This window comes from Corynebacterium sp. 1103A (assembly GCF_055700955.1).
The window spans coordinates 36,933-50,714 of the sequence record NZ_JASTTF010000006.1 but is presented as its reverse complement, the minus strand read 5'-3'; the positions used below and the strand labels follow the sequence as shown (position 1 = coordinate 50,714).

The following is a 13,782-nucleotide window of genomic DNA, read 5'->3' as shown; positions in this document are numbered from 1 at the left end:
CAAAGAAACCATGCCTAAGCGCAACGATATTAACCACGTCCTGGTCATTGGCTCCGGACCCATTGTCATCGGCCAGGCCTGCGAGTTCGACTACTCCGGCACCCAGGCCTGCCGCGTGCTCAAGGAGGAAGGCCTGCGGGTAACCCTGGTCAACTCCAACCCGGCGACCATCATGACGGACCCGGAATTCGCCGACCACACCTACGTCGAGCCCATCGAGCCGGAGTTCATCGAGAAGATCTTCGTCAAGGAGATTGAGGAGGGCCACCGGATCGACGCCGTGCTGGCCACCCTGGGCGGCCAGACTGCCCTGAACGCGGCCATCCAGCTGGACCGCCTCGGCATCCTGGACAAATACGGCATCGAGCTCATCGGCGCGGACATCGACGCCATCGAGCGCGGCGAGGACCGCCAGAAGTTCAAAGACATCGTCGCCTCCGTCGGCGGCGAATCCGCCCGCTCGGCGGTCTGCTACAACATGGACGAGGTCCACGCCACCGTCGAGGAGCTGGGCCTGCCGGTCGTCGTCCGCCCGTCGTTTACCATGGGTGGCCTGGGCTCCGGCCTGGCGTTTAGCTACGAGGACCTAGACCGTATCGCCGGCGGCGGCCTGGCCGCCTCCCCGGAGGCCAACGTGCTCATTGAGGAATCCATCCTCGGCTGGAAGGAATTCGAGCTTGAGCTAATGCGCGACGGCGACGACAACGTCGTGGTCATCGCCTCCATCGAAAACGTCGACGCCCTGGGCGTGCACACCGGCGACTCGGTCACCGTGGCCCCGGCGCTGACCCTAACCGACCGCGAGTACCAGAAGATGCGCGACCTGGGCATCTCCATCATCCGCGCCGTGGGCGTGGACACCGGCGGCTGCAACATCCAGTTCGCCGTGAACCCGGAGGACGGGCGCATCATCGTCATCGAGATGAACCCGCGCGTGTCGCGTTCCTCCGCGCTGGCGTCCAAGGCCACCGGCTTCCCGATTGCCAAGCTGGCCGCCAAGCTGGCCATCGGCTATACGCTGGACGAGGTCACCAACGACATCACCGGCGTGACCCCGGCGGCCTTCGAGCCGACCCTGGACTACGTCATCGTCAAGGCCCCGCGCTTTGCCTTTGAGAAGTTCCCGGGAGCCGACGACACTCTGACCACCACCATGAAGTCGGTGGGCGAGGCCATGGGTATCGGCCGTAACTACATCGCCGGACTGAACAAGGTCATGCGCTCGCTGGAAAACAAGCCCGCGGGTTTCTGGACCACCGACGACAAGTTCTTCGCTGGCGAGCGCGCCGGCGACAAGGACGCCGTCCTGGAGGACCTGCGCACCCCGACCGAGGGCCGCATGTACGACGCCGAGCTGGCCCTGCGCCTGGGCGCTACCGTGGACGAGGTCCACGAGGCCTCCGGAATCGACCCGTGGTTCCTGGCCGAGCTGCAGGCGCTGGTGACCTTCCGTACCAAGCTGCTGGAGTCCCCAGTCCTGGACGCCGAACTGCTGCGCGAGGCCAAGTACCTGGGCCTGTCGGACGCCCAGATCGCCGCGCTGCGAACCGAGTTCGCCGGCGAGGACGGCGTGCGTTCCCTGCGCTGGTCCCTGGGCATCCGCCCGGTCTATAAGACGGTGGACACCTGCGCGGGCGAGTTCGAGGCCCAGACCCCGTACCACTACTCGGCCTACGAGCTGGACCCGGACGCCGAGTCCGAGGTGGCCGAGCAGCGCGAGCGCGACAAGGTCATCATCTTGGGTTCCGGCCCGAACCGCATTGGCCAGGGCATCGAGTTCGACTACTCCTGCGTGCACGCCGCGCTCGAGCTGTCGCGCCAGGGCTACGAGACTGTCATGGTCAACTGCAACCCGGAAACCGTCTCCACGGACTACGACACCGCCGACCGCCTCTACTTCGAGCCGCTGACGTTCGAGGACGTCATGGAGATCTACCACGCCGAGTCCACCTCCGGCACGGTCGCCGGCGTCATCGTCCAGCTCGGAGGCCAGACCCCGCTGGGCCTGGCCGAGCGCCTGGCCGAGGCCGGGGTGCCGGTCGTGGGTACCACGCCGGAGGCCATCAACCTGGCCGAGGACCGCGGCGAATTCGGCAAGGTGCTGGCCGCCGCCGAGCTGCCGGCCCCGGAGTTCGGCACCGCCACCAGCTTCGCCGAGGCCCGCGAGGTCGCCGCCAACATCGGCTACCCGGTCCTGGTGCGCCCATCCTACGTCCTGGGTGGACGCGGCATGGAGATCGTCTACGACGAGCCCTCCCTGGAGTCCTACATCGAGCGCGCTACCGAGCTCAGCGAAGACCATCCGGTGCTGGTGGACCGCTTCCTGGATTCGGCCATCGAGATCGACGTCGACGCCCTGTGCGACGGCGAGGAGGTCTACCTGGGCGGCGTCATGGAGCACATCGAGGAAGCCGGCATCCACTCCGGGGACTCCTCCTGCTCGCTGCCGCCGATGACCCTGGGGCCGCAAGACATCGAGAAGGTTCGCGAGTCGACCCGCAAGCTCGCCGAGGGCATCGGCGTCAAGGGCCTGATGAACGTCCAGTACGCGCTCAAGGACGACGTGCTCTACATCATTGAGGCTAACCCGCGCGCCTCCCGCACGGTCCCGTTCGTCTCCAAGGCGACCGGCGTGCAGCTGGCGAAGGCCGCCGCCCGCATCATGATGGGCTCGACCATCGCCGACCTGCGCGCCGGGGGCATGCTGCCGGAAAACTACGACGGCGGCGCCCTGCCGATGGAGCACCCGCTGGCGGTCAAGGAGGCGGTCTTGCCTTTCAACCGTTTCCGCCGCCCGGACGGCTCCATGCTGGACACCCTGCTGTCGCCGGAGATGAAGTCCACCGGCGAGGTCATGGGTCTGGCCGACAACTTCGGCGCCGCCTATTTCAAGGCGGAAACCGCCGGCTTTGCCAAGCTGCCGAAGGAGGGCTCGGTCTTCGTCTCCGTGGCCAACCGCGACAAGCGCACGCTCATCTTCCCGATCCACCGCCTGTCGACGATGGGGTACAAGATCCTAGCAACTGAAGGGACCGCCTCCATCCTGCGCCGCAACGGCATCGAGTGCGAGTCCGTTCTCAAGTCCTCGGACATCCGCGGCGGGGCAGAGGGCAAGTCCATCGTGGACCGCATCCTGGACGGCGAGGTTGACCTCATTATCAACACCCCGGCCGGTTCCTCCGGCTCCCGCCACGACGGCTACGAGATCCGCGCCGCCGCCGTCGAGGTGGACGTGCCGCTGATTAACACCGTCCAGGGCGTGACCGCCGGCGTCCAGGCGCTCGAGGCGCAGCGCCAGGGCAACTTCGAGGTACGCGCGCTGCAGGAGCTCAAGCATGCCCCGGTCAACAACTAGCCAGCAGCAGCCCGTCATCCCCGGGCCGGGCTTCGGTGAGCGGTTGGTCGCCGCCGGCCAGGAACGCGGCCGGCTGTGCGTCGGCATCGACCCGCACCCGTACCTGCTTAAGCAGTGGGGCCTAGGCGTAGACGCCGTCGGCGTGCGCGAATTTAGCCGCCGCTGCGTGGAGGCCTTCGCGCCGGTGGCCGCGCTGGTCAAGCCCCAGGTGGCTTTCTACGAGCGCTTCGGCTCGGCGGGCCTGGCGGCCCTGGAAGAGACCCTGTCCGGCCTGCGAGAGGCCGGATGTCTGAGCGTGGCGGACGCCAAGCGCGGCGATATTGGCTCCACCATGGCCGGCTACGCCGACGCCTGGATGGGCGAGGACTCGCCCCTGCGGGCCGACGCGGTGACGCTGAGCCCGTACCTGGGCGTAGGCGCCCTGGAGCCGGCCTTCGCGGTCGCGCGGGCGACCGGGCGCGGAATTTTCGTGCTGGCAGCGACCTCCAACCCCGAGGCGCGCCGCCTCCAGGGATTCCAGGAGTCGGGTAGCTCTCGCACCGTGGCCCAGTCCGTGGTGGATGCCTGTGCCGAGCGCAACGCGACCGACCGGTCGTGCCAGGCCGGGGATATCGGCGTGGTGGTCGGCGCGACGCTGGATACCCCGCCGGAGCTGGGGCAGCTCAACGGGCCGGTCCTGCTGCCGGGCGTGGGCGCCCAAGGTGCTGGTCCCGAGCAGGTTCGCGCGATCGTTGCCGGGCGGGCCGAACTGGGCTTCGCGAATGTCTCGCGCGCCATCCTGGATCGCGGCCCTAAGGTGGATGACCTGCAAAAAGCAGTCGAATTCACCGCGGCGGAATTCCGGGATTAGAAAGCCCGTCGGGCCGATTATCGCCCCCGGGCCTAACCTGGTATTTTAGTAACCGCACCTTGATGACGTGCTGAAACCGTGTCTGGCACCAAGCCCGGTAACGTCATCGATTTACTAGCAGTGCTAGGATTGCCAGAAGTCGGAGCGCGTGCTTGCGTGTAATGCGCTGGTACTGGCTCCGGGATCTGGTATTCATGTACTGGACGTCAAAATCAATCTAACGAATCGGAGGAAACCCTGTGGCCCTTCCAAAGTTGACCGATGAGCAGCGTAAGGAAGCCCTCGCTAAGGCTGCTGAGGCCCGTAAGGCTCGCGCTGAGCTGAAGGCTGATCTGAAGCGCGGCGCTACCAACCTGAAGGAAGTTCTGGACAAGGCAGAAAGCGACGAGATCATCGGCAAGACCAAGGTCTCCGCTCTCCTGGAAGCACTGCCGAAGGTGGGCAAGGTCAAGGCTAAGGAAATCATGGAAGACCTGGAGATTGCTCAGACCCGCCGCCTGCGCGGCCTGGGTGAGCGCCAGCGTCGCGCCCTGCTGGAGCGCTTCGGCTACTCCTCCTAAGACCCGTCATGTCTGGTGCAACCAAGCGCGGGCGGCTAGTGGTACTGGCTGGGCCGTCCGCAGTGGGTAAATCCACGGTGGTTTCGCGCCTACGCACCGGAGTGGATCGGCTGTATTTCAGCGTGTCCATGACGACCCGGCAACCCCGTCCTGGTGAGCAAGACGGGGTTGACTATTTCTTCGTCACTCCGGAACAGTTCCAAGAGCGCATCGACTCCGGCGAGATGCTCGAGTGGGCAGAGATCCACGGCGGGCTCCAGCGGTCGGGTACGCCAGCGCAGCCCGTGAAGGACGCGATGGCCGAAGGTCGCCCGGTCTTGGTCGAAGTTGATCTGGCCGGCGCCCGCGCCGTTAAGAAAGCGCTGCCCGAGGCGCAGCTGGTCTTCCTAGCGCCCCCGTCGTGGGAGACGCTGGTGGACCGCTTGACCGGCCGGGGCACGGAACCGCAGGACGTTATCGAGCGTAGGCTGGAAACCGCACGGCAAGAGCTAGCAGCCCAAGACGAGTTCGACCACGTGGTGGTCAACGAGGACTTGGAAGAGGCGGTCGCCGCCATCAGTGCTATCCTGCAAGGTTAGAGTCAGTATTCAAGTATCCGCAATTCAACGAAAAGGTGCATGTGACTAACGTGACCACCAATGACACCGCTGAGGCAGTAAAGGCCGAGCCGGTCTTCGACGCCCCCGAGGGCATCACCGCTCCGCCGATCGATGAGCTGCTGGACAAGGTATCTTCCAAGTACGCCCTGGTGATCTTCGCCGCAAAGCGTGCTCGCCAGATCAACAGCTACTACCAGAACCACGGTGATAGCGTGTTCGAGTTCGTCGGCCCGCTGGTCACCCCGGAAGCCGGCGAAAAGCCGCTGTCCATCGCCCTGCGTGAGATCGACGCGGGCCTGCTGGACCACGAGGAAGGCAACTAGGCCACTCGCGTTCCGCGCAGCACACCTCCCGGTACGGGCATCCCGCCCTGCCGGGAGGTTTTTGCGCGCTCTGGGCACCGCGCAGCGCCGGGGGAGCGGGCCCGGTGCGTACAATGAGGTCCTGTGACTGAGCAGAACGGACAACAGCAAGAAACCCGCCAGCCGGCGGCACCTACCCCGCGCATCCTGGTGGGTGTGGCCGGCGGGATCGCCGCCTACAAGGCCTGCCACCTGGTGCGCGACCTGAAAGAGCACGGCGCCGACGTGCGGGTCATCCCGACCCCGAACGCGCTCAAGTTCGTCGGCGCCGCGACTTTTGAGGCCCTGTCCGGCCACCCGGTGGATACCTCGGTTTTCACCGCCGTCGACGAGGTCCAGCACGTCTCGCTCGGCCAGCAGGCCGACGCGATTGTTATCGCCCCGGCCACCGCGGATCTCATCGCCCGTCTGGCCGCCGGGCGCGCCGACGACCTGCTCACCGCCTCCGTCCTGGTCGCGACCTGCCCGGTGATCGTGGCCCCCGCCATGCACACGGAGATGTGGAACCACCCTGCGACCCAGGACAACGTGGCCACCCTGCGCGGCCGCGGGGTCACGGTCCTTTACCCGGCGCACGGGCGGCTGACCGGCTCTGACTCCGGCGCCGGCCGCCTGCTGGAACCCGCGCAGATCGCGGAGCTGACCCGCACGACCCTGGCCGGTTACGCGCCGCGCGCAGACTGGCAGGGCACGAAGGTGGTCATCTCCGCCGGCGGCACCCAGGAGGACCTGGACCCGGTGCGCTACCTGGGTAACCGTTCCTCTGGCCGCCAGGGTTTTGCCCTGGCCGAGGTGGCCAGCCAGCGCGGAGCCGAGGTCGTCCTGGTCGCCGGCAACGTGGAGCACCTGCCGGTGCCGGCCGGCGCCCGCGTGGTGCGAGTGACCTCGACCCGGGACATGCTGGAGGCCATGGAAGCCGAATCCGCGGACGCCGACGTGGTCATCATGTCCGCGGCCGTGGCCGACTACCGCCCGGCCACCGTGGCCGGGTCCAAGATGAAAAAGGGCGCAGACGACGTGGACCTCTCCCGCCTCGAGCTGGTGGAAAACCCGGATATTCTCAAGACCCTGGTGGACCGTCGCGCGGCGGGAGAGCTGCCGGCGCACCAGGTCCTAGTCGGCTTCGCCGCGGAGACGGGAGACGAAAACCACACCGCCGTCGAGCTGGCGCAAGCCAAGCTAAAGCGCAAGGGCTGCGACGTGCTTATGGCCAACGAGGTCGGGCACGGCAAGGTTTTCGGTCAGCTCGACAACCAGGGCTGGCTGTTGACCCCGGGCGTCGAGCCGCAGGAGGTGGCCCGTGGGACAAAGCAGGTCGTCGCGGCTCAGATCCTGGCCGCGGTGGACCGCGTGATGGGCGCGGAGAAATAGGCGTGAGGTTGCCTACTCACAGACAGACTAGGTTGCCCTTATAGACTGCTTGGTCTATGGTGGGGGATTGTTAAAGCTTGACGCGTCAGCCGAGCTGAAAAAGACTGTATTTCGTAGAAAAGGATAAATACGTGTCAGACAACGCCACCCCGGCGACCCGCCTATTTACCAGCGAGTCTGTAACCGAAGGTCACCCAGACAAGATCTGCGATGCCATCTCCGACGCCATCCTGGATGCCATGCTGGACGGGGATCCGCATGCGCGCGTTGCCGTCGAAACCCTGGTCACCACCGGCCAGGTCCACGTGGTCGGGGAGGTGCGCACCTCCACCTACGTCGAAATCCCGCAGCTGGTGCGCTCCACCCTGACTGAGATTGGCTTTACCTCCTCTGACGTCGGCTTCGACGGGAATACCTGCGGCGTCAACGTCGCCATCGGCGAGCAGTCGGCCGAGATCGGCGCCGGCGTTGACTCGTCCACCGAGGTCCGTTCCGGCGACGAGTTCGACGCGGACGACCAGGCTGGCGCCGGCGACCAGGGCTTGATGTTCGGTTACGCCACCAACGAGACCGACGAGTACATGCCGTTGCCCATCGCCTTGGCCCACCGCCTGGCGCGCCGTCTGACCCAGGTCCGCAAGGAAGGCATTGTCGACCACCTGCGCCCGGACGGAAAGACCCAGGTCACCTTCGCCTACGACGATGCCGGCACCCCGAAGCATCTAGACACCATTGTTATCTCCACCCAGCACGACGAGGAGATCACCCAGGAGGCGCTGGCCGAGAAGTTGCGCACCCACGTGGTCGAGTGGGTCATTGAGGACACCGGCCTGGCGCACTTCTACGACTCTGAGCGCACCACCTTGCTGGTTAACCCCTCGGGCTCGTTCATCCTGGGCGGCCCGATGGGCGACGCTGGCCTGACCGGACGCAAGATCATTGTCGACACCTACGGCGGCATGGCCCGTCACGGCGGCGGTGCCTTCTCCGGTAAGGACCCGTCGAAGGTCGACCGCTCGGCGGCCTACGCCATGCGTTGGGTGGCCAAGAACATCGTGGCCGCCGGCCTGGCGGATAAGGCCGAGGTGCAGGTGGCCTACGCCATCGGCCGCGCCAAGCCCGTGGGCCTGTACGTGGAGACCTTCGGCACCGCCCACGGCGACCTGACCGACGGCGCCATCCAGGCGGCCGTCAACGAGGTATTCGATCTCCGCCCGGCCGCCATTATCCGCGACCTGGACCTGCTGCGGCCCATTTACCGCCAGACGGCCGCCTACGGCCACTTCGGGCGCACTGATGTTGACCTGCCCTGGGAGTCGACCGAGCGGGCCGCCGCCCTGCGCGCTGCCGCCGGACTGTAGAATCGGGGCCTATGCCACCCAAGACACCCGCTGCCACCAAACCGGTGGCGCGGGTGTTGCCTTTATTGGGCATCTCCCACCTGGACCGCGGCTTCGACTACTACGTCACCGAGGCGGACTCGGCGGCCGCGCAGCCCGGCGTGCGCGTGCGCATCCGCTTCGCCGGGCGGCTGTGTGATGCTCTGGTGTTAAGCCGCGAGCCGACCCCGGAATTCAGCGGCGAGCTGCGCTTTATCGAGCGCGTCATCTCGGATTTCGTGGTCTACCCGCCGCAACTGGCCGCCCTGGTCGAATCCTTAGCCGATCGTTACGGCGGGGTGCGCTCCGACGTCATCCGCTCGGCCCTGCCGCCGCGCCACGCCAAGGCCGAGGAGGCGGACTTTTCCACGCCGTGGGAGGAGCTCGGTAGCACCACGGAGCCGGACCTGTCCGACTGGGCCGGCTATGTCCATGGGCAGTCCTTCGTGGACTACGTCATAGGCGGCAACCCCGCCCGCGCGGCCTGGCAGATGGCTCCCGGCAACGATTGGCAACGCCCGCTAGCGGCGCTCAGCGCCAAGGTCGCCATCGACGGCGGCGCGGTGCTGCTCGTCGTACCGACGCAGCGCCAGCTCGACGAGCTGGAAGAAAGCCTGCGCGAGTACGTCTCCGCCAAGCAGATCACCGTGCTGTCCAACAGCCTGGGCCCGCAGGCGCGCTACCGCCGCTTCCTCTCCGCGGTCAAGGGGCAGGCCCGAATCGTGCTGGGGACCCGCTCGGCCGCCTTCGCTCCGGTGAAGGGCCTCCGGCTGGCCGTGGTAGTCGACGACGGCAACGACAACCTGGTCGACAACGTCAAGCCTTATGTCCACGCCCGTGAGGTCTTAAGCACGCGTGCCGCCCAGGAGTCCGCCTCTCTTATCATCGCCGGCTTCTCCCGCACCGCGGAGACCCAACTGCTGGTCGAGGCCGGCTGGATGCACGACCTCGTCTCGGCCCCGGCCACCCTGCGCGCCCGGATGCCCGCGGTCTTGCCGGTCGGTACTTACGGCATCGACTTGTCCCGCAACACCGAGGGCGGGACTACCCGGCTGCAGGGCCCGGCCTTCCAGGCGATGGCCCGCGCGCTGGACCGCGGCGAGCCCGTCCTGGTGCAGTCTCCGCGGGCCGGGTACATGCCCATTCTGGCCTGCGGAAACTGCCGCGCCCCGGCCCGCTGCCGCCACTGCAACGGGCCCATCGGCCTGCCGCCGGAGAAAGGAGCCGGCGCGGCGGGGCAGGCTTCGGCCCCGACCTGCCGTTGGTGCGGCCGGATCGCCGCCCATCACCGCTGCAGCGAGTGCGGCTCGCCCCGGCTGCGCGCCATCGTGCTGGGGCAGGAGCGCACCGCTGAGGAATTCGGCCGGGCGTTCCCCTCGGTGCGGGTCAAGGTGTCCGGCGGCAACCGCGTCCTCGAGGATGTCGAGCACTCCGCGCAGCTGGTGGTCGCGACACCGGGGGCGGAGCCGGCCGTCCGCGGCGGCTTGTACGGCGCCGTGATTTTGATGGACACCGGCGCGTTGCTCAACCGCCAGGACCTGCGCGCCGGCGAGGACGCCTTGGCCAAGTGGGCGCGCGCTGCCCGCCTCGCCGCCCCGGCCGACCAAGGCGGCGAGGTCATCGTCGCGGCGGACCCAGACCTGCCGTTGGTGCAATACCTGGCCGAGTGGGACTTCGCGGCCGCCGCCCACGCGGAGCTGTCCAGCCGGCGCGAGGTCCGCTTCCCGCCGGCGGTGCACATGGCTGCCATCGACGGCCCGGACGCCGCCCTGGACGGCTTCCTGGAACTTGCCGAGCTGCCCGCTAACGCGGAGATCCTCGGCCCGGTGCCGCTGCCGCCGGGGCTGAAACTACCCGGCGACTACGATGAACAGCGCCTGGGCGCGCCGCAACGGGTGCTTGTGCGCACCCCGCTGGGGCCGCGCTCCGAGCTTGGCCGCGCCCTGCGGCAGGCGAACGCAGCGCGCACTTCCCGGAAGGACGACGCGCCCCTGCGCATCCAGGTAGATCCGATCCATATTGGCTAAAACGGCGTGCTAGCCGCCAGAAAGGGACAACGACCATGACGTTGCGACAGATCCGCTTTTTCGGCGATCCCGTGCTCAACACCGCGGCGGACGCGGTGACCTCCTTCGGCCCGGGGCTGCGCGCGCTGGCCCGGGACATGCTCGAAACCATGGATGAGGCCGGCGGCGTCGGGCTGGCCGCCAATCAGGTGGGCGTGACCCAGCGGGTCTTCGTCTACGACTGCCCGGATGGCAGCGCGCGCCGCCGCGGCGTGCTGGTCAACCCCTCCTGGGCGCCGGTCCTCCCCGGCGTCGATGGGGAAGCCGCAACGCTGGTGCTCGGGCGCGAAGGCTGCCTGTCCATCCCCGGGGTGCCCGGCACCGTGCCGCGGCACGAGCGGGTGGTGGTCAGCGGCACGGACGAGTGGGGCCGGCCGGTGTGCCTGCTAGCCGGCGGGCTCTTGGCGCGCTGCATCCAACACGAGTCGGATCACCTCGACGGGGTACTGTTCCTAGCGCACCTGAGCACCGAGGATCGCCGGGAGGCAATGGCGGCCATTCGCTCCGCGGACTGGTTTAACCGTTAGGAGGCACCAGTCCGTATCATTGGAGAGACAACGCCAAACGCGAAGGTAAACCGGTTTGTCCGTAAAACCTGCGGCCGGCCGGGAGCTAGAGGACAATTGGGAAGGACGAGGGCCAAACCGTCATGCGCATTGTTTTTGCCGGGACACCAGAGCCGGCAGTGGTTTCCTTAGAAAAGCTCATCGCATCCGAGCACGAGGTCGTAGCTGTCATCACGCGGCCGGACGCGCGCCGCGGGCGCGGGCGCAGCCTGCACCCCAGCCCCGTCAAGGCCTGCGCGGAAAGCCACGGCATTGAGGTGCTCACGCCGACCACCCTGAAGCCGGGTACCGAGGACGGCCAGGAGCTGCGCCGCCGGCTCATTGAGCTGGAACCTGCGGCCATCCCGGTCGTGGCCTACGGCAACCTGATCACCCCGGACTTGCTGGGAGTGGCCCCGCACGGCTGGGTGAACCTGCACTTTTCCCTCCTGCCCGCCTGGCGGGGTGCGGCGCCGGTCCAGGCCGCCATCGCGGCCGGGGACGACATCACAGGCGCGACGACCTTTCGGATCGACGAGGGCCTGGATACCGGGGAGGTCCTCGGCACCGTCTCGGAGGAAATCCAGCCCACAGACACCGCCGATGATCTGCTGACCCGGCTGGCCTATACCGGCGGCGACCTGCTGGTGGCCACGATGGACCTGCTAGAAAGCGGTCAGGCCGCGCCGCGCGCCCAGGAGGGTGAGGCGACGTACGCCGCCAAGATCTCCAAGGACGATGCCCGCATCCGCTGGCAGGACCCGGCCTTTGCCATCGACCGCACCGTGCGTGCCCACACCCCGGCCCCGGGCGCGTGGACCCTGTGGGGCGACAAGCGCGTGAAGCTGGGGCCGTTGACGCCCGTCAGTCTGGACGGCGACACCCGCCCGGACCGTGACCAGCTGGAACAGCTGCAGCCGGGCGAGCTGCACGTGGCCAAGGAAGCCGTCTTCGTCGGCACCGGCAGTGGCGTGGTGCAGCTGGGCAACATCCAGCCGCCGGGCAAGAAGATGATGGAGGCCGCGGACTGGTCCCGGGGCCTCAACCAGACCGATGGAAAGGTGGTCTTCGAATGAGTGGTGGTTTCCGTTCCCGCTCGAAGTCGGGGGACAAGCCGAAGGACAAACCCACCCAGGGATCCGGCCAGAATCGTGACGGCAACGGCCGCGGCGGCGGGCGCAATCCTCGCGGAGGGAAGAACTTCCGCGGCAACCGCGATAACCGCGGCCACCGGCAGGGGCGTGGGGGAGCCGGCGCCGGCTCGTCCCACCGCGCCGGTCGGCAGGGCGGCTCCGGGCAGCGGCTAAACGAGCGCGCGCAGGCGGCCTCCCTGGCCCAGGCGGCGAAGCAGGCCGGGCTGGACCTGCCGCGCGCGGTGGCGCTGGAGACCCTGCAGCGCGTGCACCAGGAGGGCGCTTTCGCCAACCTCATCCTGCCGCGGGCGCTGCGGGAGCAGAAGCTCAGCGGCCGCGACGCCGCCTTTGCCACCGAGATCGCCTACGGCACCCTGCGCGCCGAGGGCGTGGTGGACGCGGTCATCGCGCGGTGCTCGAGCCGAGAACTTTCGGCCATCGCGCCGGCCGTGCTGGACGCCCTGCGGATGGGTGTCTACCAGGTGCTTTACACCCGGGTCGAGGACCACGCCGCGGTGGATACCACCGTGCGTTTGGTTGAGGCGGCCGGGGAGACCAAGGCGAAGGGCTTTGCCAACGGCATCATGCGCTCGGTGACCCGCCGCAGCCGCGAGGATTGGATCAACCTGCTGGCCCCGGACGATGAGGTTGCCCGCCTGGCCTTCGAGCACACCCACCCGGAGTGGATTGCCCGCTCCTTTGCCCGCGTGGTCGGTCGCGAGGAGCTACCCGCCGCACTGGCCGCGGACTCCGAGCGGCCCGTGGTGCACCTGGTGGCGCGCCCCGGGGAAATCACCGCCGAGGAACTCGCGCTGATGACCGGCTGCGAGCAGGGGCGCTACTCGCCTTATGCGGTCTACTTGGAGCACGGCGACCCGGCTGACCTGGAGCCGGTCAAGGAGCGCATGGCCGCCGTCCAGGACGAGGGCTCCCAGCTCATCGCCCGTGCCGTGGTCGAGGCCGAGGTCAGCGGTGAGGATCATGGCCGCTGGCTGGACCTGTGCGCCGGCCCGGGCGGCAAGGCCGCGCTCATGGGCGCGCTCGCGCGCATCGAGGGCGCGAAGGTGGACGCCGTCGAGGTCAGCGAGCACCGTGCCAAGCTCATCGACCGCACCGCCGGGGATCTGCCGGTACGCGCCCACGTGGCCGACGGCCGCGACCCGGGCCTCGAGCCCGGCTACGACCGCGTGCTGGTCGACGCGCCCTGTTCCGGTCTGGGCGCCCTGCGCCGCCGCCCGGAGGCGCGCTGGCGCAAGGAGGAGGCCGACCTGGCTGAGCTTAGCCGCCTGCAGTTCGAGCTGCTGCGCTCCGGGCTGGAGCTGCTGCGCCCGGGCGGGATCCTCATCTACTCCACGTGCTCGCCGGACCTGCGCGAGACCCGCGCAATCGTAGACAAGGCCGTCGCGCAGCTGGGTGCCGTGGAGGAGGACGCGCACGCGCTCCTGCCGGAGGCAATGATCGACGTGGGCGAGGAAAAGTCCGTCCAGATGTGGCCGCACCGGCACGGCACGGACGCGATGTTTTTCGCGGCCCTGCGCCGCAAGGACACGTAGGATAGTAGA

11 protein-coding genes are annotated in these 13,782 nt (G+C 68.1%); all 11 read left to right on the top strand.

Going from position 1 to position 13,782, the window contains the following annotated elements; translation table 11 throughout:
• Positions 1 to 10: 10 nt before the first annotated feature.
• The 11 genes from carB (at position 11) to QQS52_RS05940 (ending at position 13,773) form a co-directional block, all read left to right on the top strand.
• The gene (gene carB / locus QQS52_RS05990; RefSeq protein ID WP_472773020.1) at positions 11 to 3,355 is read left to right on the top strand and encodes a carbamoyl-phosphate synthase large subunit; all 3,345 of its coding nucleotides are present in this window, start codon (positions 11 to 13) and stop codon (positions 3,353 to 3,355) included.
• Positions 3,336 to 4,205, top strand: coding sequence for an orotidine-5'-phosphate decarboxylase (gene pyrF, locus QQS52_RS05985; protein ID WP_472773019.1), 870 nt, complete (start codon positions 3,336 to 3,338; stop codon positions 4,203 to 4,205). The genes carB and pyrF overlap by 20 nt, the downstream gene beginning before the upstream one ends.
• Positions 4,206 to 4,444: 239 nt before the next feature.
• Positions 4,445 to 4,765 carry an integration host factor, actinobacterial type gene (gene mihF / locus QQS52_RS05980; RefSeq protein WP_070768354.1) on the top strand — a complete coding sequence of 107 codons (321 nt, stop codon included), beginning with the start codon at positions 4,445 to 4,447 and terminating at the stop codon, positions 4,763 to 4,765.
• Positions 4,766 to 4,773: 8 nt separating this feature from the next.
• Complete coding sequence (gmk, locus tag QQS52_RS05975; protein WP_472773018.1) at positions 4,774 to 5,343, top strand: guanylate kinase; 570 nt, start codon at positions 4,774 to 4,776, stop codon at positions 5,341 to 5,343.
• Positions 5,344 to 5,384: 41 nt separating this feature from the next.
• The gene (rpoZ, locus tag QQS52_RS05970; RefSeq protein WP_070768356.1) at positions 5,385 to 5,687 is read left to right on the top strand and encodes a DNA-directed RNA polymerase subunit omega; all 303 of its coding nucleotides are present in this window, start codon (positions 5,385 to 5,387) and stop codon (positions 5,685 to 5,687) included.
• 123 nt (positions 5,688 to 5,810) lie between these two features.
• On the top strand, positions 5,811 to 7,097 hold the full coding sequence (gene coaBC / locus QQS52_RS05965) for a bifunctional phosphopantothenoylcysteine decarboxylase/phosphopantothenate--cysteine ligase CoaBC (protein ID WP_472773017.1): 1,287 nt from the start codon (positions 5,811 to 5,813) through the stop codon (positions 7,095 to 7,097).
• A gap of 131 nt (positions 7,098 to 7,228) precedes the next feature.
• Positions 7,229 to 8,458, top strand: coding sequence for a methionine adenosyltransferase (metK, locus tag QQS52_RS05960; protein WP_472773016.1), 1,230 nt, complete (start codon positions 7,229 to 7,231; stop codon positions 8,456 to 8,458).
• A gap of 11 nt (positions 8,459 to 8,469) precedes the next feature.
• The gene (locus QQS52_RS05955; RefSeq protein ID WP_472773015.1) at positions 8,470 to 10,503 is read left to right on the top strand and encodes a primosomal protein N'; all 2,034 of its coding nucleotides are present in this window, start codon (positions 8,470 to 8,472) and stop codon (positions 10,501 to 10,503) included.
• Positions 10,504 to 10,538: 35 nt separating this feature from the next.
• Entirely contained in the window at positions 10,539 to 11,069 is a 531-nt protein-coding gene (gene def / locus QQS52_RS05950; protein ID WP_472773014.1) for a peptide deformylase, read from the top strand.
• Between the two features lie 122 nt (positions 11,070 to 11,191).
• A complete protein-coding gene (fmt, locus tag QQS52_RS05945) occupies positions 11,192 to 12,163 on the top strand; it encodes a methionyl-tRNA formyltransferase (protein WP_472773013.1) in 972 nt (323 codons plus the stop codon).
• A complete protein-coding gene (locus QQS52_RS05940) occupies positions 12,160 to 13,773 on the top strand; it encodes an RsmB/NOP family class I SAM-dependent RNA methyltransferase (RefSeq protein ID WP_472773012.1) in 1,614 nt (537 codons plus the stop codon). Before fmt ends, QQS52_RS05940 begins: the two co-directional genes overlap by 4 nt.
• Positions 13,774 to 13,782: the final 9 nt, after the last annotated feature.

Coding starts and splice junctions, on each gene's coding strand:
- gmk (WP_472773018.1), top strand. CDS start 4,774: ATGTCTGGTGCAACCAAGCGCGGGCGGCTAGTGGTACTGGCTGGGCCG.
- pyrF (WP_472773019.1), top strand. CDS start 3,336: ATGCCCCGGTCAACAACTAGCCAGCAGCAGCCCGTCATCCCCGGGCCG.
- QQS52_RS05940 (WP_472773012.1), top strand. CDS start 12,160: ATGAGTGGTGGTTTCCGTTCCCGCTCGAAGTCGGGGGACAAGCCGAAG.
- carB (WP_472773020.1), top strand. CDS start 11: ATGCCTAAGCGCAACGATATTAACCACGTCCTGGTCATTGGCTCCGGA.
- QQS52_RS05955 (WP_472773015.1), top strand. CDS start 8,470: ATGCCACCCAAGACACCCGCTGCCACCAAACCGGTGGCGCGGGTGTTG.
- fmt (WP_472773013.1), top strand. CDS start 11,192: ATGCGCATTGTTTTTGCCGGGACACCAGAGCCGGCAGTGGTTTCCTTA.
- def (WP_472773014.1), top strand. CDS start 10,539: ATGACGTTGCGACAGATCCGCTTTTTCGGCGATCCCGTGCTCAACACC.